The sequence below is a fragment of the Actinotalea caeni genome (assembly GCF_009733795.1).
Taxonomy (GTDB): Bacteria; Actinomycetota; Actinomycetes; order Actinomycetales; family Beutenbergiaceae; genus Pseudactinotalea; species Pseudactinotalea caeni.
Genome location: NZ_WNXX01000004.1, coordinates 32,206 through 52,316 on the forward strand (window position 1 = coordinate 32,206; position 20,111 = coordinate 52,316).

General features: G+C 70.5%; 22 protein-coding genes. 6 read left to right on the forward strand and 16 right to left on the reverse strand.

Annotated features, from left to right (window positions below):
- Positions 1-169: 169 nt before the first annotated feature.
- The gene (locus tag GPA02_RS04695; protein ID WP_156198710.1) at positions 170-730 is read right to left on the reverse strand and encodes a TetR/AcrR family transcriptional regulator; all 561 of its coding nucleotides are present in this window, start codon (positions 728-730) and stop codon (positions 170-172) included.
- Between the two features lie 87 nt (positions 731-817).
- Between GPA02_RS04695 and GPA02_RS04700 the strand changes: the two genes are divergently transcribed.
- Positions 818-1,777, forward strand: coding sequence for a zinc-binding dehydrogenase (locus GPA02_RS04700; protein WP_156198712.1), 960 nt, complete (start codon positions 818-820; stop codon positions 1,775-1,777).
- A 63-nt stretch (positions 1,778-1,840) separates the two neighbouring features.
- Here the strand turns inward: GPA02_RS04700 and GPA02_RS04705 are convergent, their stop codons facing one another.
- The 4 genes from GPA02_RS04705 to GPA02_RS04720 form a co-directional block, all read right to left on the reverse strand.
- On the reverse strand, positions 1,841-1,981 hold the full coding sequence (locus tag GPA02_RS04705) for a hypothetical protein (RefSeq protein ID WP_156198714.1): 141 nt from the start codon (positions 1,979-1,981) through the stop codon (positions 1,841-1,843).
- A 64-nt stretch (positions 1,982-2,045) separates the two neighbouring features.
- Complete coding sequence (locus GPA02_RS04710; RefSeq protein WP_162457703.1) at positions 2,046-2,552, reverse strand: sigma-70 family RNA polymerase sigma factor; 507 nt, start codon at positions 2,550-2,552, stop codon at positions 2,046-2,048.
- Positions 2,553-2,569: 17 nt separating this feature from the next.
- The gene (locus GPA02_RS04715; RefSeq protein WP_156198718.1) at positions 2,570-3,007 is read right to left on the reverse strand and encodes a YybH family protein; all 438 of its coding nucleotides are present in this window, start codon (positions 3,005-3,007) and stop codon (positions 2,570-2,572) included.
- A gap of 93 nt (positions 3,008-3,100) precedes the next feature.
- Positions 3,101-3,322 (reverse strand): hypothetical protein, encoded by a 222-nt coding sequence (locus GPA02_RS04720; protein WP_193567835.1) that lies wholly within the window; start codon positions 3,320-3,322, stop codon positions 3,101-3,103.
- Positions 3,323-3,343: 21 nt separating this feature from the next.
- Between GPA02_RS04720 and GPA02_RS04725 the strand changes: the two genes are divergently transcribed.
- On the forward strand, positions 3,344-4,099 hold the full coding sequence (locus GPA02_RS04725) for a histidine phosphatase family protein (protein ID WP_156198720.1): 756 nt from the start codon (positions 3,344-3,346) through the stop codon (positions 4,097-4,099).
- A gap of 60 nt (positions 4,100-4,159) precedes the next feature.
- Here the strand turns inward: GPA02_RS04725 and GPA02_RS04730 are convergent, their stop codons facing one another.
- Positions 4,160-5,020 (reverse strand): alpha/beta fold hydrolase, encoded by an 861-nt coding sequence (locus GPA02_RS04730; protein ID WP_156198722.1) that lies wholly within the window; start codon positions 5,018-5,020, stop codon positions 4,160-4,162.
- 123 nt (positions 5,021-5,143) lie between these two features.
- On the opposite strand from GPA02_RS04730, the gene GPA02_RS04735 reads away from it, so the two are divergent.
- The gene (locus GPA02_RS04735) at positions 5,144-5,596 is read left to right on the forward strand and encodes a DUF3253 domain-containing protein (protein WP_204986501.1); all 453 of its coding nucleotides are present in this window, start codon (positions 5,144-5,146) and stop codon (positions 5,594-5,596) included.
- Between the two features lie 120 nt (positions 5,597-5,716).
- On the opposite strand, the gene GPA02_RS04740 is transcribed toward GPA02_RS04735, so the two are convergent.
- From GPA02_RS04740 to GPA02_RS04775, 8 genes are all read right to left on the reverse strand, one after another.
- A complete protein-coding gene (locus GPA02_RS04740) occupies positions 5,717-6,574 on the reverse strand; it encodes a carbohydrate ABC transporter permease (protein WP_240133906.1) in 858 nt (285 codons plus the stop codon).
- A 25-nt stretch (positions 6,575-6,599) separates the two neighbouring features.
- Entirely contained in the window at positions 6,600-7,559 is a 960-nt protein-coding gene (locus GPA02_RS04745) for a carbohydrate ABC transporter permease (protein ID WP_156198727.1), read from the reverse strand.
- Positions 7,556-8,005: an HIT family protein gene (locus tag GPA02_RS04750; protein ID WP_240133907.1), complete on the reverse strand. Its 450-nt coding sequence runs from the start codon at positions 8,003-8,005 to the stop codon at positions 7,556-7,558. Before GPA02_RS04750 ends, GPA02_RS04745 begins: the two co-directional genes overlap by 4 nt.
- On the reverse strand, positions 8,005-9,369 hold the full coding sequence (locus GPA02_RS04755) for an ABC transporter substrate-binding protein (RefSeq protein ID WP_204986502.1): 1,365 nt from the start codon (positions 9,367-9,369) through the stop codon (positions 8,005-8,007). The genes GPA02_RS04750 and GPA02_RS04755 overlap by 1 nt, the downstream gene beginning before the upstream one ends.
- 74 nt (positions 9,370-9,443) lie before the next feature.
- On the reverse strand, positions 9,444-10,403 hold the full coding sequence (locus GPA02_RS04760) for a D-2-hydroxyacid dehydrogenase (protein ID WP_156198734.1): 960 nt from the start codon (positions 10,401-10,403) through the stop codon (positions 9,444-9,446).
- A gap of 39 nt (positions 10,404-10,442) precedes the next feature.
- Entirely contained in the window at positions 10,443-11,642 is a 1,200-nt protein-coding gene (locus tag GPA02_RS04765; RefSeq protein WP_162457704.1) for a glycerate kinase, read from the reverse strand.
- Between the two features lie 17 nt (positions 11,643-11,659).
- Complete coding sequence (locus GPA02_RS04770; RefSeq protein ID WP_156198738.1) at positions 11,660-13,684, reverse strand: alpha-amylase family protein; 2,025 nt, start codon at positions 13,682-13,684, stop codon at positions 11,660-11,662.
- Positions 13,681-14,577 carry an NAD(P)-dependent oxidoreductase gene (locus GPA02_RS04775; RefSeq protein WP_156198741.1) on the reverse strand — a complete coding sequence of 299 codons (897 nt, stop codon included), beginning with the start codon at positions 14,575-14,577 and terminating at the stop codon, positions 13,681-13,683. The genes GPA02_RS04770 and GPA02_RS04775 overlap by 4 nt, the downstream gene beginning before the upstream one ends.
- A gap of 106 nt (positions 14,578-14,683) precedes the next feature.
- Between GPA02_RS04775 and GPA02_RS04780 the strand changes: the two genes are divergently transcribed.
- A complete protein-coding gene (locus GPA02_RS04780) occupies positions 14,684-15,349 on the forward strand; it encodes a GntR family transcriptional regulator (RefSeq protein ID WP_156198743.1) in 666 nt (221 codons plus the stop codon).
- Between the two features lie 12 nt (positions 15,350-15,361).
- Here the strand turns inward: GPA02_RS04780 and GPA02_RS04785 are convergent, their stop codons facing one another.
- On the reverse strand, positions 15,362-16,312 hold the full coding sequence (locus tag GPA02_RS04785; RefSeq protein WP_156198745.1) for a helix-turn-helix transcriptional regulator: 951 nt from the start codon (positions 16,310-16,312) through the stop codon (positions 15,362-15,364).
- A gap of 124 nt (positions 16,313-16,436) precedes the next feature.
- Here GPA02_RS04785 and GPA02_RS04790 point away from each other — a divergent pair, with 124 nt between their 5' ends.
- Positions 16,437-17,567: an epoxide hydrolase family protein gene (locus tag GPA02_RS04790; protein ID WP_156198748.1), complete on the forward strand. Its 1,131-nt coding sequence runs from the start codon at positions 16,437-16,439 to the stop codon at positions 17,565-17,567.
- Between the two features lie 776 nt (positions 17,568-18,343).
- On the opposite strand, the gene GPA02_RS04795 is transcribed toward GPA02_RS04790, so the two are convergent.
- A complete protein-coding gene (locus GPA02_RS04795; protein WP_156198750.1) occupies positions 18,344-18,958 on the reverse strand; it encodes a TetR/AcrR family transcriptional regulator in 615 nt (204 codons plus the stop codon).
- Positions 18,959-19,070: 112 nt separating this feature from the next.
- Between GPA02_RS04795 and GPA02_RS04800 the strand changes: the two genes are divergently transcribed.
- A complete protein-coding gene (locus GPA02_RS04800) occupies positions 19,071-20,102 on the forward strand; it encodes an SDR family NAD(P)-dependent oxidoreductase (protein WP_156198752.1) in 1,032 nt (343 codons plus the stop codon).
- Positions 20,103-20,111: the final 9 nt, after the last annotated feature.

Sequence of the window (20,111 nt, forward strand, 5' to 3'; positions counted from 1 at the left end):
GGGTCCAAAAAATGACATAGGCGTCGCGACGTTTGGTTGGCCGCTGTCGCCGCGCTCATTGGGCCCACAGTTGGCCACGGAAGGCAGGGCTGGCGGTCTGCGAGCCAGGGCGTCCCGACTTCGGGGCGGCAGACCAAGGTCGCGTCGCCTCGGCCGGCAGGCCGGGTGCCTACCGCGCCCGCAGCCCGTCGAGCACGATCTCCGCGAACCGGCGCGCAGCAGCCTTGGTGGGACGCACCGAGAACAGCCCGCGACCGGCCTGCAGCACCAGCAGCAGGTCATCCATGGTGAAGTCGGGGCGCAACGCCCCGGCCTTCTGCGCGCGGCGCACGAGGTCGGCGAGGCGCGGCAGCAGCTCCTGGCGCTGGCGGGTGATCGTGCTGCGCACCTCGCCGTCGGGGTCCTGCGCGGTGAAGGCGGCGACGAAGCCGCGGTTCTGCGAGTTCAGCACCGTCAGGTGGTGGACGACCGAGCTGAACCCCCGCCACGGGTCGGGGTCGTCGCACCCCTCGACGACGATCCGCCGGCACTGCTGCAGCTCCTCGGCGAACGCCACGTCGATGAGGTCCTGCTTGGTGGGGAACCGTCGGTACAGCGTGGCCGGGCCGACGTCGGCGCGGCGGGCGATCTCCCGCATCCCCACCGCCAGCCCCTCCTCGGCGAACAGCGCACGCGCCGCGTCCACGATCCGCGCACGGTTCTCCTGGGCGTCGACGCGCAGCTGAGTCACGAGACCGCCTCCCCGCTCTCACTTCGAATATCCGGACGCCCCCGTCCGTTACGGTCGCCAGCCTAACCGCACCACGAAGGAGAGCAGATGCGAGCAGTCAGGCTCGAGCAGTACGGCGACCCCAGCGGCCTCGTCCCCGCCGACGTCCCCGCTCCAACCCCCACGGCCGGCCAGATCCTCATCCGCACCGCCGCGATCGGCGTCGGCGGCGTCGACGCCGTCATGCGCCGCGGCACCCTCGTACGCGTCGCGCCCGAGGGCATCGTGCCCGGCAGCGAGGTCGCGGGCGTCGTCGAGCAGGTGGGCGACGGCGTCGACCCCGGTTGGGTCGGCAGGCGCGTCTGGGCCACGCCGGGCCTGCTGGGCGGGTACGCCGAGCAGGTGACCGCGCACCTCGACGACGTCACCGAGCTCCCCGACGACCTCTCGTTCGTCGACGCCGCCGCCCTCGGCAGCGCGGCGACCGTCGCCCACTTCGCCCTCGAGCACGCCCGGTTCGCCCCCGGCGAGCGCGTCCTCGTCCGCGGCGCGGCCGGCAGCATCGGCATCTCGGCCGTCGAGCTGGCGGCCCGGCGCGGCGCCGCGGCGGTCGCCGTCACGACGTCCTCGGCGCAGCGCGGCGAGCGCCTCCGCGCGCTCGGCGCCACCCACGTGCTCGACCGCAACGGCGCCGGTGACGACGACGCGAGCTACGACGTCGTCGTCGACATCGTCGGCGGCCCCGACCAGGCGAGGTTCATCGACCGCCTCGCCCCCAACGGGCGGCTGGTGCTGGTGGGCGGGGTCGCGGGCTTCCCGCCGGACGACTTCGGCGCCGCCCTGATCCGCTCCTTCCAGCAGTCCCGGTCGTTCGCGACGTTCAGCCTCAACACGATCGCCGTCGACCGCCGCAACGCCGCCCGCGCCGACCTGCTGCGCGCGGCCGCGCGCGGCGATCTGACCCCGGTCGTCCACGACGTCCTCCCGCTGGACCGTGCCGCCGACGCCCACCGCCAGATGGACGACGGCGCCGTGCTCGGTCGGATCGTCCTGGTCCCGGAGGGGTAGGGGCGCCGCGGGGACGAGCGGTCGCCGTCGGGCGGGCACCTGCCCGACGGTGGCCGCTCCGCGCTAGCCGGCCGCCACGCTGGTTCCGAAGGCACGCAGCCGCGCGCTTCCGAGGAAGCAGTGGATGCCCACGATGCGCCCGCCGCGGATCCTCAGGACGTCGACCGAGATCAGCCGGGCGGTCTCCTCACCCGGCGCGCGCACGTGGTTCACGATGGCAGGCGCCCCGTTGGCCCGGGTCGGCACGAGCTCCCACGCCCCGGGGCCGTCACGACCGAAGATCTGGGAGAAGAACGCCTCCGCTCTCGGCGGCGCTCAGGTCGAGCAGGTCGCGGGCGACAGCGGCGGCCCGTTGCCGGGGCGGCAGGTGCAGCAGCGCGGCCATCAGGTAGAGGTCGGTGGTGTCGGCCTGCGCGACCAGCGAGGCCGGGTCGTCGCGGTCCGGGAAGGGGTCGAGATCGGCGTCGCGCTCGAGGGTGTCGAGGACGGACTCGGTGGGTTGCGCGCGTCGTTCGTGGCTCTGGAGGAAGTCCAGGCAGAGGTTGGTCGCGATCCGGTAGAGCCATGTCCGCGGCGAGGCGTCGCCACGGAACCTGTCGCGTGCGCGCCACGCCCGCAGGAAGGACTCCTGGGTGAGCTCCTCGGCGTCTGCCAGGGACGCCGTCATCCGGTAGCAGTGCGTGAGCAGCTCGTGACGATGGGACTCGAACAGGGCGGCGATGTCCTCGCGCCCGGGCGCGCCGCCGTCGGGCAGGTTCGTGGGGGGTGCGGGCACCACAGGGGCCACCTTCCTCACGGCACCAGCCCGGTGGCGGCGGCGCCGCTCGCGGCGTCGACCGGGAACGACACGTGCTGGTGGATCATCGTCCACGCGCCGTCCACGCGACGGAAGACGCGCGTCCCTCGCGACCACATGACGCTCTCGCTGCCGTCCCGGTGCCGGCCGGCCATCCGGTTCAGCCCCCACGTGACGATGTCGCCGCGCACGATCACCTCCAGATCGGGGACCGTCCACTCGAAGCCGTCCGGCTGCCGCTCGAACCCGCGCCGGCACTCCTCGCGCACCCCGTCGACATCGGTGCGCTGCAGCGGCGCAGAGTGCTCGTAGGACACGATGTCGGGCGAGATCGGCGCCATCGACGCGTCCAGGTCCTTCGCCCGGCTCGCCGCGAACCAGGCCTGGTACAGCTCGCGGATCTCCTGCTCGGCGGTGCGGTTCTCGGTGTCCATGTCGCTCCTGCTCCGGTGTCCGACGTCGTCACAGGTACAGACGAACGAGCCGGGTGAGCTCATCGGTCGCGTGGCTGCGGAGGTAGGGCCCCCTCAGTGCGCGCCGCTGAAGAACCGCAGCAGCAGCGGGACGAGGATGTGCGGGTCGACGACGCGATCCGGCCCGTCGAGCGTCCTCCGTCGAGCGTGGGGCAGCAGGTCGGCGAGCACGTCGGCTGCGCGGTCGAAGTAGTCCGAGGGCAGGCCTGCCCGGCTGGTGTCAGCACCGGCCGGCGAACGGTGCCGCGAGAGGCCGCGGGTCGCGAGGTGTCGCACCCGTGCTTCACTGAGCAAGCGATGAGCGACACGATCGACGGCGGCTGGGCGCCACCACCCGGACTGCGGCTGCACATCATCCGTCACGGCGACCCGGACTACGCGAACGACTGGCTCACCCCGCGCGGCCACGCCGAGGCTGCAGCGTTGGCCGACCGTGCCGACGAGCTCGCCCTCGACCGGCTGTTCGTCTCGCCGATGGGCAGGGCGCGGGCGACGGCGGCGCCGCTCGCGCGGGCCTGTGGTCTCGACGCCGTCGTGGCGGACTGGGCGGGTGAGCTCCGCTCACCGACGGTGCCCGACGGCGACGGCGGCACCGCCGTCTTCTGGAACGTCTCCGGCCGCTACGTCCGCGCGGCCGGCGCGGAGCCATGGCAGTCGTGGTCGGTCTTCGACGGCCACGCACCCGCGATCGAGGCCGAGATCGAGCGACTGGTGCAGGGGTCCAGGCAGTTCCTGGAGTCGCTCGGCTACCGACGCTGCGACGCCGGCTTCGAGCGGGTCTCGGAGGAGGTCGAGGACCTGTCGGTCGCGATCGTGTGCCACGGCGGCCTCGGCGTGACCTGGCTGGCGGACCTGCTCCACATCCCCCTCCAGATCGCCTGGACGTCGCTGTTCCTGCCCGTGACGTCGGTGAGCACCGTGGTCTTCGAGGCACGCCAGGGTGGGCGCGTCCACGTGCCGAGGGCGGTGCGGATCGGGGACACGTCGCACCTGTTCGCCGCCGGGCTCGGACTCAACCACGCGGGTCTGCCGGGGGCTCGACAGCTGGGTTGAGGACGGTCGCGGTCGGCGCGGTGCCTGTTCACCGACGACGCGGGCCGCGCCGTCGACCGATCAGCCCGCGAGCACCTCCCGCAGCTTCTGCGCGAACGCAGCCGGGTCGTTGCCCGGCGCCCACTCGCTGACCGTGAAGCCGCCGTGGTCCCCGGGGAACATCACCGGCTCCACGCCCAGCAGCTCCGCGAGCGCCTCGCCGCCGCGGCGGGGCATGCCGCCCTCGCTGTCGGCGCCGACCGCCGGGACGATCCGCACGCCGGTCGCCGTGAGGGCCTCGGCGTCGGGGAGGTAGGGCGCCATCCTCATGTTGTGGCCGAGCAGCGGGTCGTCGCGGGAGCCGTCGTCCTCGGTGGGCAGGCCGTACTGGGCGGGGTCGGGGTCGGGCTGGTCCAGGTACTCCTGCGTGAACTCGCCGGTGTGCATGACCAGCCGCATGAACTTCGCCAGCGCCGGGCCGAAGCCGCGCTGCTGGTAGGTCTCGACGATGTCGGCGTTGACCTTCATCAGCACGTCGGCGTCGGGCAGCAGCAGGGTCAGCGGCGGCTCGTGCGCGACCAGCGTCCGCACGTCCTGCGGGTGCGCCAGCACCCACGGCAGCGCGGCCTGCGCGCCGCCGCTGCTGCCGAAGGCGTCCACCGGCCCCAGCCCAGCGGCCTCCACCACCCGGTGCAGGTCCTCGCCGTGGATCTCCACGCTCACCTCGCCGCCCTCGGTCAGCCGGCTGCGCTCCGCCATCCGCGGGTCATAGGTGAGGACCACCCGGTCGTCGAGCTGCTCGACCAGCTGCGCGAACCCCGACGCCCCCATCGGCGACCCGAACACGAACAGCGGCGGGTGGTCGCTCGGACTCTCCGGCTGGTGCACGTCGTACGTCAGCACCGCCCCCGGCACCTCGAGCGTGTAGGTCGTCGTCGGCATGGTCGGCCTCCGTCCAGGGCGCGCGCCGCAAGGCGCGGCACGCCGTCGTCCGATCCTCCTCACCGATCACGGCCCAGGCAAGGGCCCGACGGCGTCGCCGGCCCCACCTGCCACGATGATCGGGTGGCAGATGCGGACGACGGCGACCCCGAGCGCACGCCGTCCGGGCACCACATCGTCGTCAACGGACGCCGGTGGCGAGCCACCGACCCGTCGATCCCGGAGCCGCTGCGCGCCGAGCTCGTCTCCGCGCTCATGGCCGCGCGGCGGGCGGTCCGCACCGACGGCGGCGCACGCCCCGCCGTCCACGACGCGAAGGTCGCGCTCGGCGAGCGCGGCGAGCCCTGGTGGGAGCCGACCACGCCCGAGGGGCGCGTCGACCGCCTGCAGCGCGCGGCGCGCGCGCTGCTGCGGCACCGCGGTGACGACGGCATCGTGACCGTCGAGGAGCTCGCCACCCTCTCGCCCGGTTCGGGGGTCGAGGTCGCCGATGCGCGGCGCGCCGTCGAGGAGCTCACCGGGGCGGTCGGCGCGAACGCCGTCCGGTGTGCTGACATCCGCACCGAGTACCGTTGATCGCTGCTCTGCAGAGCTCCGCACCAAGCTGGCCGATTGGCCGAGCCCTTGTCGCACCGCCTCGTGCGACCACTCAGGGGCCCTGGCGGCTCACGCCTTCGCCGGCCTGAAGCGCCCGCGCTACTTGATCCCCGTGGTGGCGATCCCCTTGACGAGGAACCGCTGCCCGAACAGGAAAATTGCAAAGAGTGGAACGAGCGAGATCAGCGACATCGCGAACATGGGACCCCAGTGATTCTGACCCGTGGCGTCCAGAAAGGTTCGCAGGGCGACCGGCACCGTGTACATGTCCGGATGCGTGAGGAAGATCAGCTGGCTGAAGAAGTCGTTCCACGTCCAGATGAACGTGAATATCGCCGTCGTGGCCAATGCAGGTACCGATAGCGGCAGCATGATCCTGAAGAAGATCCGCGGATGACCCGCGCCGTCGATCCGCGCGGCCTCGTCGAGCTCACGCGGGATACCCCGGAAGAACTGCACCATGAGGAAAACGAAGAACGCGTCGGTCGCAAGCACCTTTGGCGCGATCAGCGGGAGAAAGGTGTTGATCCATCCTATGTTCGAGAACAAGATGTACTGCGGCACGATGATCACGTGGATCGGCAGCATGATCGACATCAGCATGATAGCGAACCACAGATTCTTGAACTTGAAGTTCAGCCGAGCGAACCCGTAGGCCGCGAGCGAGCACGACACCAGGTTCCCGATGACGGCACCTGCCACCACGATGAGCGAGTTCGTGATGTACCAACTGAAGGGACGTCGCAGGAAGTCCCAGCCGAAAGCGTAGTTCTCGGTGGTGAACTCGCTGGCCAGCAGCCCAGGCTCGCGGAAGATCAGGGCCTCGGGTTTGAACGAGCTCGCCACCATCCACAGCAGCGGGTAGAGCATCAGCAGGCCGCCGAGAACTAGCAACGCATGCTTGCCCGCCCGCCGCCACGAGGCGTGGCGGCGGGCGGCGGCGCGAGATGCATTCATCAGCACGAGCTCGGCGCGTGCGGCGTCAGTCATTGTAGAAGACCCAATACTTCGACAAGAAGAAGTTCAGTGCGGTCATCACCGCCACGATCAGCAGCAGCACCCACGCCATTGCCGAGGCGTACCCCATGTTGAGGTTCGTGAACGCCTGGATGTACAGGTACAGCGTGTAGAACAAGGTCGAGTCGACCGGACCGCCGGTCCCGCCGGATACGATGTAGGACTGCGTAAAGGTCTGGAACGCGTTGATTACCTGCAGCACCAGGTTGAAGAAGATGATGGGAGTGAGCAGAGGCAACGTGATACCCAGCAGCTGTCGCCACCGGGATGCGCCATCGATAGAGGCCGCCTCGTAGTACATCTCCGGGATCTGCCGCAGTCCAGCGAGGAAGATCACCATCGGCGAGCCGAAGGTCCATACATTGAGGATCATCAGGGTGCCGAGTGCGGTGTCCGGGTTCGACACCCAACCCTGGGTCTGGATGTGGACGAACGGTTGGAGGTCGTTGAACCACCACAGCACCTGGTTGACGAGGCCCTCCGTACCGAAGATCTGGCGCCACAGGATCGCGATCGCCACCGAGCCACCCAGCAGCGAGGGCAGGTAGTACACCGAGCGGTACACAGCCAGTCCGCGCAGCCCCCTGTCCAGGAGCAGTGCCAGTCCCAGTGCCGCCGCCAGCTGCAGCGGCACCGACACAAACACATAGGTGAAGGTGACCTGCAACGCCTTCCGGAGTTGCGAGTCGGTGAGCAGGGCCTGGTAGTTCGCCAAACCCTCGAAGACCGGTGGCGAGAGCAGGTCGTAGTCCGTGAGCGACAGGTAGAACGAGGCAGCCAAGGGACCTGCGACGATCACCGCGAGCCCGATGAACCACGGGCCCAGGAAGAACAGCGCCGCCTTCCCGTCGTTGCGCTCGGCGGGACTCTTCGAGGCCGGTGTACCCCGACGCCTGAGCCGGCTGAGCTCGCTGAGGGCACTCATGTGTCGCCGTCACCACCGCCGGCCCCCCAGGCGCGCGCGACCTGGAGGGCGATCTCGTCCCGCCGCTCAGTGCTCAGCGTCTCGTCCTTGCTGTTGAAGCCCATCGACGCGGGGCCGATCCGGTCAGCTGGAATGTCGGAGCGCCGCGGGGCCAGGCTGAAGTGCACGTGCGAGACCCCCTCGGCGAACTGCATGACGTAGGTCTTCAGTGCACCGAAGTGCTCGACGTGCAGAGCGCTTGCCCGCTGGATCAGGGGCCCGAGATCCGCAGCCTCTTCTGCCGTCATCTCGTGCAGCGACTCGATGTGCCGTCGCGGCATCAGCAAGAACCACCCTGGCAGCGCCGAACGATGCACCACCAGCCGCCACCTATCGGTGCGGACTGCGCGCTCGCGCGGCGGAGCGTCGTCGACGTCCGCCGCGCAGAACGCACACTCGCCCGCCATCACGCGCCACCCATCGCGGCCTTGCTCTCCGCAACGATGGCCGCCGCAGCATCAGCCACCGACATCTGGCCGTACGCCACCGCTGTCGAGTTGCGACCGATCGAGGCGTTGACCTCCTCCGAGCCCTGCGGCCGCACCGGGAACGGTCGGCGTGGGTACTCCTGCTCGCGGGAGATCTGTTCCACGAAGGCCCGCTGGCCGTCGTCCAGCAGCGGCAGGATCGCGTCGCGCACCGCCGCCGACGACGGGGCACCCTGGTTCAGCAGCGTGTGCTTCCCCGCCTCGATGTCGTTCACGAGGAAGTTGATCAGGCCCGCGGCGATCTCGGGGTGCTGGGTATTGGCGCCGGCGCAGATGAGAATCGGCGGGAAGAACCACCAGTCGTCGGTGCCGTCGGGCAGCACGGGCAGGCTTGCGAGCGCGAGCTCGTTCTGGGTGACCGGCAGCACCTGCACGTAGTGGTTGGTGCTCATCAGTGCGAGCGCGCACCGGTTGGTAGCGATCATGCTGCCCGCCACGCCCGCTGCGTCGTTCTCGAGCGACACATCCGGCGGCGTGAGCACCCCGTCGGAGCGCAGCTGGTGCCAGAACTCCAGCCACGATCCGATCGTGTCCTCGGAGAACCCGATGCCGCCGTCCGGCGTGAACACCTCCTCACCCGCCTGGCGGATGTAGGCCTCGAGGAATCGCTGGGTGCTGTTGTCCATCGTGGGGTCGTCGAGCCCCACGACGCCCTCGCGGATCCCGTGCGCGGCACGCGCGGCCTCGGCCAGGTCGTCCCAGGTGGTGATGGCCGTTCCGTCGATGCCGGCCTCTTGCAGCATCTCGACGTCGTAGAAGAGCGCCTGGCCTACGTAGTGGGTGGGGAGCGCGTAGACGCCATCGCCGACGGTGCCGTCGCCGATCGCCGCCTCTGCGATCTGGTCGGTCTGAATGATGTTGCCCAGGTACGGCGTCAGGTCCAGCAGCGACCCGCTCTGCCCGTACCAGCCAAGGTGCGTGTCCCGCATGAAGAACACGTCGGGCAGGTCGTTCGCCGCCGCGGTGGTGGCGAGCCGCTCAAGGTAGGGGCCGAGCTCGGCGAAGGACATGTCGAAGGTGACGTCCTCCTCGAGGGTGTCGGCATACATCGCAGTGGCCTCTTCGTACAGCTGGGCTCGATCGGCGTTGCCCCACAGCGCCGTGCGCATGGTGATCGGGCCGCCGCCACTGCCGTCGTCGCCCGCGCCTGCGCCACCGCCCCCGCCGCTGTTCTGTGCGGCGTCCCCGCGGCCGCATGCAGCGAGGATCGCGGCCATCGCGCCGGCGCCGACACCGGCCGTGAGGAACGTACGCCGGCTTGGGGTGATCGGGTGTGTCGTCATCGTTGACTGTCCCTTCGGTGAATGGTGCTCAGTGGTGATGTGCTGGTTGTCCCCCGACGTCCTCCGCCCCGCACTCAGTAGCCGTGGACCTTGTCGACGACGTTCTGCAGCGGCTGCCCCGTGACGAAGCGACGGAGGTTGTCGACGAAGATCTCCACACCTCGTTGCGCCGTCCCCGGCGTGGTAGCGCCGTTGTGCGGGGTGATGATGGTGTTGGGCGCGGTCCAGAACGGGCTATCGCTGGGGAGCGGCTCGACGCCGTGAGCATCGATGCCGGCTCCAGCGATCCACCCCTCCTGCAACGCCCGCAGCAGGGCGTCGTCATCTGCGATGCCGCCACGGGAGATGCAGATCCAGTACGCGGTGGGCTTCATCGCACGGAAGACATCGGCGGAGAACGCTCCGGCGGTGCCTGCGGTGTATGGCGCGGTCACCACCACGAAGTCACACTCGGCCACGAAGTCGATGAGCCTGTCTGGGCTGTACATCTCGTCGATTCCGGGTACCAACGTCTCGTGGTTCCGCCGACACCCGAGCACCCGCATGTGGAAGGCCTTGGCCTTGAGCGCCAGATCGCTCCCAGAGTGGCCCACGCCGTAGATGCCGAGCGTCTTGCCGTTCAGCTCGCCGTGCGTGAAGCGGTCCCAGGTCCGAGCGCGCTGGCTCGCCATCCACCGTGGCACGTCCCGGTTGAGCATCATCATCAGCAACATCGAGTGCTCTGCCAACGGGATCGCACCGTTGCCCACCGACGACGTCAGCACCACGTCGCTCGCCACCATCTCGGGCGTCAGGTCGTTGTTCGCACCCGCCGCCCAGCTGTGCACCCACCTCAGCTTCGGCGCCGCCGCCAGGTGCGCGGCCGAGACCGTGCCGGCGATGGCGACGGCGTCCCCGAGCAGTTCCCCAGCCTCATTCATGCTCGTGACGAAACGCACCGGTGCCGCATCCGCCGCTTCGGTGATCCGCCGACGGTTCGCCTCGTCCTGCTGCCCGGTGACGAGGATCAGTCCAGGAGTCTCTTCGTTCGGCATTGCCTCTCCCTGTGTGGGGTGTGGGTGGGTCGGACGGCATCAGTCATGCTCGGCGGCCGGACCGGCCCGGGATGGTCGCGAACCCGATACCGCCGCGACCTCGTCGCCGCCTAGGTCGTCCAGCGCGCGCCGGGTGGCCTGCCGCACCCAGTGCGCCGCAGCCGGCCCGACCGCCTGTCGCGGTTTCGGCGCTGAGTCCTCGGCCGACGCCCAGGACCGGACTCCGATGCGCCGCAGCTCCTCATCCGCCATCTGGATGCGCCCGGCGACCAGCACCACCGGCACCTGAGCCGCGCCCGCGTGATCGATGACCCCCAGCGGCGCCTTGCCGCGCAGCGACTGCCGGTCGAACGACCCTTCTCCGGTGATGACCAGATCCGCCCACGCCAGGTGCTCGGCCAGCCCGGTCAGGTCTGCGATGAAGTCGATGCCGCTCACGTACTCGGCTCCCAGCAGCCCGTACAAGCCCCCCGCCGTACCACCGGCGGCGCCGGCCCAGTCGAGGGCTGCGATATCGCGGCCAGTGGCACGACCGATAACGGCAGCGAGCGTGCTCAGCCCCCGCTCGAGGACTTGCTGAGTCTCGGCGCCGGCGCCCTTCTGCGCGCTGAACATGGCGATCGCACCGTCCGGGCCCAGTAGCGGCGCCGCGACGTCGCACACGACGGTGAGCGTCACGTCGCGAAGACGGGGATCTAGACCGCTGAGGTCGATAGCAGCCAGGCGGACGAGATCGGCGCCACCGAGCTCGACGCGCTGTCCCTCAGCGTCGAGGAAGCGGGCCCCAAGAGCGGCCAGCAGCCCCGTTCCCCCATCTGTGCTGGCCGACCCGCCGACCCCGATCACTATGCGGGTCAGGCCATGATCGAGCGCGGCGCGCACGAGCTCGCCTGTCCCGAAGGTGTGCGCCCGGCCGGCGGTGTCGTCCGACGGCTCCAAGAGCTGAAGGCCGCTGGCCGCCGACAGCTCGATGACCGCCATCGTGCCGAGCACTGCCCAGGTTGCCGTCACGGGGTCGCCCAGCGGACCCCGTACGGTGGTTGTAGTCGCCGTCCCACCCGCGGCGAGGGCTGCCTCGACCGTGCCCTCTCCGCCGTCCGCGACGACAACGGTCCGTACCTGCGCAGTGGGTGCCCATTCGATCACGCCGGCGCTGATCGCCTCGGCCGCCTGCTGGCCGGTGAGTGTCCCCTTGAACTTGTCGGGAGCCACCAGCACCCGCGGCCCGACGTCCGTCATCGATCGTGCTGCTGCCATCACTGCCCGACCAGGACCTCGAAATCGCTGATCTCAGGGAGGATGAAGAAGCCGGCGTCGTCCCGCTCGAGCTCGACCCCCGCTCGCAGCGCACGGAGCGTCTGCACGTCGCTGAGAACCCGCAGCCTCCTCCCGGCCGGGATCGTGATCGGATCGCTGTAGCCCTGGTGCCGGCGCCCGCTCACGTTGTTGAGGTGAAGCACGAGACCGGCGCGGGAACGGCCCATGATGACCTCGACCTGGGCGGGAAGGTCGGTCTCGACATCACGCTCACCGCCGAGCAAGCTGCGGACCTGCCTGGTCATCTCCTCGCCGATGGCGCTGAGCCCGAGGTGCCGGTGCGCGCGTCCAGGTGTCCAGAACATCGCCGCGCCCTGCCCGGCCCCGTGCTGGACGACGGCACCCGCCGGAGTCTGCAGCGGCAGATGCCCATAGCACTTCTCAGGCGGTCCATACGGCGCACGAGACAGGACTGCCCCGAACCGCTGCGCGCCCTCACGAAGCGTGGTGACATGCAGTGCCCCGAGGATCGGGAGCGCCGTGCTGCGGTCGTCGGGATCGGTGAGCACGACGGAGGACCAGGTGGTCTCAGGGGTGTCGAGCACGGCGAGCCTTGAAGCAGCGGGACTCGAGGCGAGCTGGCTGGTACCGGAGGCAAAGCCGCTGCTGCCGGTGCCCAACAGCCGTCCTCCGCGCTCCACCCACTGGTCCAGCGCCGATGCCACATCCTCATCGAGTGGTCCGAGGTCGGGAAGGATGAGCAGGCGGTAGCGCTCAAGCCCACCGGACTGTGCGATTTCGCCGAGTCGGCGAAGGTCGAGCGCATCGAACGGGACATGGTCGGCGCTCAGAGCCTGCCACCAGCCGCGGAACTCGTCCGTGGCGTCCTGCGAACCGGAAAGCGATTCGCCGTGCCGCCCGCTGGGAGGGCACACCAAACCGGTGCGGGCAGACGGAACGAGGTCGTGGTAGACCTCCTCGTGGTCGCGGTGGAACCGGGTGACCTCGGCGCCAGCCCTGAGCGAGGCGTAGTCGAACTCGTCAGGGACGCCCATGATGTAGGTCGACGGGATGGCCCCGGTGGCCATGGCCTGCAGCAGGTACTGAGCGAAGTGGCGGGGGTCCTCTGACACCAGCCGGTAGGGCATGTCGACGAATGCCACCGAGTTCACCAGCACCGGCACATGAGGCCGGTAGGAGCGTGCAAGGCTCACGCGTTCCTGGGTGAGGGCTGGCCACAGCTCACGACCGATCGCGTTGTTGGCCTCGTGGAAGACCATGTCCGCCGTGACGCCCATGATCAGGGGAGCCTGCGGGCGCCGCTCGGCGATGAAGGCGCGAACCCTGGCAAGCAGGTCGTCGATCACGGCGCTGGTGTAGTCACGCCACTGCGCGTAGCCGGGGCTCTCCGGGCCGACGGGCAGCTCGGCGCCATCGAACTCCTCGGCATAACCGGTGCGGCACGAGACGCAGTGACACACGCCGCGGTATGCCTTGTCGTAGTCGATCTCGTTGAAGCTCATCCAGTTGAAGAAGAACCCGTCGATCTCGTAGCGCGAGAGCACCTCGTCGAGAACCTCGAAGACCTTCTCCTGGTAGTACCCGCCGCTCGGGCAGACACTGGTGAGGCCCTGATAGACCTGGTGACGTCCGTCCGGGCCCACGAACAGCCACTCGGGGTGCTCCATCGCGATCCGGCGGGCGACCTTGGAGAAATCCATCCGGGCGAGCACCCGGACGCCCCGCCGGCGCGCCGCGGCTGTGGCGTCACCGATGAGGTCGCCACTGGGCCGGTCCGCCAGCCAGGGGTTCGGACTCTGATGGGAGAGCTTCGTGGGGTAGTTCGAGACGATCCCGCCCACGCTGAGCAACCACGTGTTGGCGCCGTAGTCGATGATCCTGTCGAGCACCCGCTCGACGTCGAGCCCGGCGTCGATCTCACGGATGTTCGTCTGGAACATCCGGAACGGCTTCTGCCACCACATCTGGTCCTCGGGGTCGGCGCCCGAACCAGTAGTCGTCATCGCTCGGCCACCCCTGCGTGCTCGCCGTTCAGGTCGAGCAACAGCTGCAGCAACGCAGAGTGGTCGAGATCCCCGTACCCCCGTCGTCGCGCGGACCGCATGAGGGCCGTCACGGCTGCCGTCAACGGGAGCGCGAGCCCCTGCTCCTTGCTGGCGCCGTCCACGATGCCCAGATCCTTGTCGTGCAGGGCGATCCGGAAGCCGGGCGCGAACTCGCGATTGACCATCGCCGCGCGCTTGCGGGTGAGCACGGTGCTACCGGCGAGCCCGCCGCCCAGCACGTCGAGTGCCGTCTCGGGCTCGACGCCATGGGCGCCGAGGAACACCAGCGCCTCGGCAAGCATCTGGATGTGGCCGGCCACCATGAGCTGGTTGGCCGCCTTCACCACCTGTCCGGAACCCGCTGGTCCGACGAGCTCGATGGTGGATCCCACGACCTCGAAGAGGGGCTTGGCGGCTTCGAACGCCTCCCGGTCGCCGCCGACCATGATCGAGAGAACACCCTCAACAGCACCGGCCTCGCCGCCACTGACAGGGGCGTCCAGGCATCGCACCCCGGCGGCCGCGGCTGCCTCGTGAACCGCCAACGCTTCGGCGGGACTGATCGTGGAGTGGTCGACGAGCAGCGCGCCGGGGTCGAGATGACTGATTGCCCCGTCCTCGCCGAGCAGGACCTCGTGGACGACCGGGCCGTCCGGCAGCATCGTGATGAGCACCTCGCAGCCTCTGGCGGCGTCTGCTACGGAGTCGACCACCTGGCCACCCGTCTCAGCCGCTCGTGCACGGGCTCGCTCGCTGGCTCCGTACACCCGCACCTCGTGTCCTGCTGTGACCAGGTTGCGCACCATCGGGGCGCCCATGATGCCGGGACCGATGAATCCGATCGCAGTCATAAAGCTTCGGGCTCCTTCGCCTCGTCCGTGTGCAGGACGGTAGGGCACGAACCTATGAGCGTCAAGAGTCCTTGTATAACATTGAGACAACGCTTAGCATCCTCGCATGGCAGACCATGAGCTCCGCACTCGTTCCGTGGTGGACGCAGTCGAGGAGGAGCTGCGCAACCAGCTGCTACGCGGTGAGGTCGACGCCGGTGCCGGCATCACCGAAGTAGGCGTCGCTGCCCAGTTCGGCATCGGCCGGCCGACGGCCAAGGCCGCCCTCGATCGCCTGGTGAACGACGGCATCCTCGTCCGGAACGGTCGCCGCGGCCTCATCGTGCGGGTGCTCTCCGCTCGCGACATCGGCGAGCTGTACGAGTCACGGATCGTGCTCGAAAGCCACGTCGCCGCCTCGCTCGCCACTCGTCGGGACCTGCCGGAAGCGGCGACGCTGCAGAACGACCTCTTGCGTCTCGCGGCCGCACGCAACGACGCGAGCGTCGTGGTCGCCTCGGACGTTCAGCTGCACCAGGCTCTGGTGCACGCGCACAGCAACGAACGCATGACCAGGATGCACGCGACGCTCATGGCGGAGGCACATCTGTGCATGGCCCGCGTCCAGGCGCGGCAGCTCTTGCGCGCCGAGCAGATCGCCGACGAGCACGCAACGATCCTCGATGCGATCGCCAGCGGCGACGCGGACGCCGCCCGTACGCTCACTCGCGAGCATCTCGAGCGCGCTCGGGACAAGCTTCTGACGACGATGTTCAGCGAGCAAGGACCCTGAGCCCTTCTCAGGTCACCCAGGCGTCGCCCGCGCGTACCGCTCGGCCAGCACCCGCACGTGCTCGACCAGCTCGGGCGGGTCGGTGACGTGGAAGTCGATGCCGAGCATCCCGATCCAGACCGCGACGATCTCCACGCTGTCACCGCCGGTCACGAGCACGCTGCGCCCGTCGGGCAGCGGTTCGACGGTGCCGACGGCCGGGTTGGTCCGCGCCAGCACCTCCTCCGCGGGCGCGTCGACCGTGATCCGAGCGTGCACCGGCCAGCCCGTGCGCGCGACCTCGCGCACCACGAACTCGGTGTAGTCGCCCGGGAACGGCGACGGCGTGAAGCGCCGCCCGCCCGGGGTGCGCAGCTGCAGCCAGTCCACCCGGTAGGGCGCCCACGCGCCGTCGGCCGGGGTGCGCGCCACCAGGAACCACCGCCGCTGCCACGCCACCAGCCGGTACGGCTCCAGCTCCACGGGCTCCTCCCGGTAGAACGCCCGCAGCCCCTGCCGGTCGCGGATCGCGTCGGCGATCGCGGCCAGGGTCGCGTGGTCGGTCGGCGGGTCCTCGACGTTCGACGACGTGTTCTCCGGCCCGCTCGAGCTCGCGTCCCGGATCGCGGCCAGACGGCGGCGCAGCCGGTCCGGCATCACCTGCTCCAGCTTGGTCAGCGCGGACTGGGCGGACTCCTCGAAGCCCGCGGTCGCCGTCGTCTGCCGCAGCCCGACGGCGACCGCCACCGCCTCCGCGTCATCCAGCAGCAGCGGGGGCACCCGGGCGCCGACGCCGAGCCGGTACCGGCCGCCCGGGCCGCGGACGGCGTCGACCGGGTAACCGAGCTCGCGCAACCTCGCGATGTCGTTGCGGACCGTGCGGTCGGTGACGGCGAGCCGCTCGGCGAGCTCGGCGCCGGACCAGTCGGGACGCGACTGCAGCAGGCCGAGCAGAGCGAGCAGACGGGCGGAGGTGGAGGCCATGGGAACACCTTTCGCGATGGCCCGAAGTCTGCTCACAGTAACGGAAAGAACCGTTCCTGAACCCTGCATAGCGTGAGGTCAACGAGCTGGAGCGAACCGGCTCACGACCCCCACGGAGCACCAGATGACCACGACCCCCGCCGCCGCGCTGGAGATCCGCCCGTTCGCCGTCGAGATCCCGCAGGCCGACATCGACGACCTCCACGAGCGCCTCGAGCGCACCCGGTTCGCGCCGGCCGCACCGGAGGACTCCTGGGAGTGGGGCACCCCGGTGTCGTACCTGCGCGACATGGTCGAGCGATGGAAGACCTTCGACTGGCGCGCGGTCGAGGCCCGCCTCAACGCCTACCCGAGCTTCGTCACCGAGATCGACGGGCAGCCGCTGCACTTCCTCCACATGCGCTCGAGCCACGAGGGCGCGACCCCGCTGCTGCTCGCCCACACCTACCCCGGCTCGGTGCTCGACTTCCTCGACATGATCGACGCCCTCGTCGATCCCGAGGCGCACGGCGGCACCGCCGCGGACGCGTTCCACCTCGTCATCCCGTCGATGCCGGGCTTCGGCTTCTCGACCCCGATGGTCGGGGAGTGGACGATCGCGCGGGTCGCCCGCACCTACGACACCCTCATGCGCGGCCTCGGCTACGACACCTACGGGATCCACGGCTCCGACGCCGGCGCCCTCATCGGCCGCGAGCTCGCCGTCACCGAGCCCGAGGGCTTCCTCGGCGCGCACGTGCTGCACCTGTTCTCGTTCCCCTCCGGCGCGGAGGGGGAGATGGACGGCTTCGGGGAGAAGGAGTACGCCGCCCTCGGCCACATGCAGTGGTTCCAGTCGGTGGGTGCGTACAACGTCATGAACGCGTCACGCCCGCAGACGATCGCGGCCGCGCTGGCCGACTCCCCGGTGGCCACGCTCGCCTACCACGAGCTGTTCGAGAGCTTCGGCAACGGCACCTCGCTCGTCACCCCCGAGCAGGTCCTCGCCCAGGCCACCCTCTACTGGCTGACCAACACCTACGGCACCGCCCTGCGCTACCACTACGCCGAGCAGCGCACCGGCGCCGAGCCGGTCGTCAGCCAGGGCCGCATCGGCGTCGCCGTGTTCAAGGACGACTTCCAGACCATCCGCAGCCTCGCCGAGCGCGACAACGCCCGCATCGAGCACTGGTCGGAGTTCCCCCGCGGCGGCCACTTCGCCGCCCTCGAGGTCCCCGACGACGTCGTGCGCGACCTGCGGGTCTTCTTCGGCTGACCACGGCAGGCGCCCGGTCGTGCGGGGGACGGGGGACGCGGGGCGCGGGAAGCCCACGCCCCTCCACCCGCGAACTCGTACTGCCGTGCCGAACTCGTACGGTGCACGCTACGAGCTCGGCACCCACGTACGAGTTCGCGTGCCGGGCGGTGGCCACGCGCCGATCGGGTCGGGACGCGCAGAACGGTGGCCCGCCGACCCCGCCCGTCTCGCGGCCGGCAAGCCACAGCGAGCCGAACTCGTACACCCGCACCCACCTCGTACGGTGCACGCTACGAGTTCGGCACCGGGGTACGAGTTGGCGTCGCCGATGCGGACGCGGGGGCCCTGAGGGCGTCGGCGGGCGGGACCGCGCCCGGCCGCCTCCTGACGCGCCGGCCTGGTGGTCGCCCGCGGCGGGCAGGTGCGGCAGGCGGCTGCGGCGGGCGGCGGGCGGAGTCCGCCCGGGTGCACGGCATCGCCACAGCCGGCCGGCCGTCCATCAGTCCGCCAACTCGTACACCCGAACCCACCTCGTACGGTGCACGCTACGAGTTCGGCACCGGAGTACGAGTTCGCGCATTCGTCGGCGGGCGCAGGCGGCGGATGGCACACCCTCCACTGCCGGTCGGCCGTCGTCCAGCCCGCCAACTCGTACTTCCCAACCCAGCTCGTACCGTGCACGCTACGAGTTCGGCACCGGGGTACGAGTTCGCGGCCAGAACGGGGCGGCCGGGTGCACGCCACGCCCACAGCGGCCCCGCCCGGCCACCGGCGACCCGGGGCCAGCCGCGCCCTCAGCCGCTGTACCGCAGCCCGTCGACGAGCAGCCGGGTCATGCGGTCGACGTAGCCCTCGTCGAGCATGGGCGCCGCCATGCTGATCTGGGCGACGGCGTGGAGGAGCTCGTCGGGGCGGACGTCCTTGCGGATCTGGCCGGCCTCGGCGGCGGCGTCGAGCAGCGCGCTCAGCGCGGGGACGAACCGGCCCCGGAAGTGGGCCGGCAGGTTCTCGTACGCCGGGTCGCCGGAGTGCAGCGCGCTGGCGAGGCCGCGCTTGGTGGCGAAGAAGCCCTGGAGCCGCTCGAGCCAGCGCACCAGCGCCTCGACCGGCTCGTACTCCTCGGCGAACCGGGCGGCCGCGTCGGCGCACGCGTCGACCTCGTGGCGGTACACCGCGGCGACCAGGTCCGAGCGCTGCGGGTAGTGGCGGTACAGCGTGCCGGTGCCGACACCCGCCTTCTTCGTGATGTCGCGGACCGGGGCGTCGACGCCGCACTCGGCGAACACCTCCGCGGCAGCGGTGAGCAGCGCGTCGATGTTGCGCTGGGCGTCGGCGCGCACACGGCGGTCCGCGGCGCCGTCGACGGCGGTCGCCGTGCCCGGCTCTGCGGACGGTGCGGACGAGTTCACGATCACCCCTTGCGTAAGCGGAACAGTGTTCCGTATAGTTCTAGGCGGAACGTTGTTCCGGTACCAACTATAGCGCCTCAGGCGCAGCGCAGCCTAGGAAGGACGTGCGCTCATGCCACTCACCGAGCACAGCCAGCACCTGCGACAGCTCCAGGAACCCGTGGGCACGGGTTTCACCGCGTACTCCACGGCCCAGGAGGTCATGCAGGGCATCGACCTCACCGACGTCAACGCCATCGTCACCGGGGGCCACTCCGGCCTCGGGCTCGCCGTCACCCGCGCGCTCAGCGCGGCCGGCGCCTGGGTGACCGTCGCCGCCCGCGACCCGCGCCGCGCCAAGCGGGCCCTCGTCGGGGTGCGGCGCGTCGAGATCGAGCAGCTCGACCTGCTCGTCCCCGAGTCGGTCGAGGCGTTCGCCGCCCGCTACCGCCGCGAGGGTCGGCCCGTCGACCTACTCGTCAACCACGCGGGCATCCCGGCCACCGGCGGCCTCGACCACGACCGCCGCGGTTACGAGACCCGGTTCGCGGCCAACCACCTCGGTCACTTCCAGCTCACGCTCGGGCTGCTGCCGGTGCTGCTGGCCTCCGGCCGCGCCCGCGTGGTCACCACCACCTCCGGTGCGCACCGGCACTCGGGCATCCTCTGGGACGACCCGCACTTCCGCACCGACCGTCACGACCCGGCGCTCGCCTACGCGCAGTCGAAGACGGCGAACGTCCTCTTCACACGGGAGCTCGACCGGCTCTGGGGTGACGCGGGCGTCCGCGCCTTCGCCCCGCACCCGGGCATCGTCGCCGACACCCGGTTCAACCGGTCCGCCGGCGACGACGTCCGCCGCGCTCTCGGCATCGTCGACGGCACCGGTGCGGCGATCATCGACCCGCCCTCGGGCCGCAAGACCATCGACCAGGGTGCCGCCACCATCCTCGTCGCCGCCACCAGCCCGCTGCTGGAGCACCGCGGCGGCGTCTACCTCGCCGACGGCGACGTCGCCGCGCTCGACCCGGGCACCGGCACCACCCACCCGCAGGCCGGGGTCGCCCCGCACGCCGTCGACCCCGAGGCCGCCCGCCGGCTCTGGGAGCTCAGCGCACGCCTCATCACCCGATCGCCGCGGGACCTCTTCTCGCTCGCGGTCTGACCCACCACC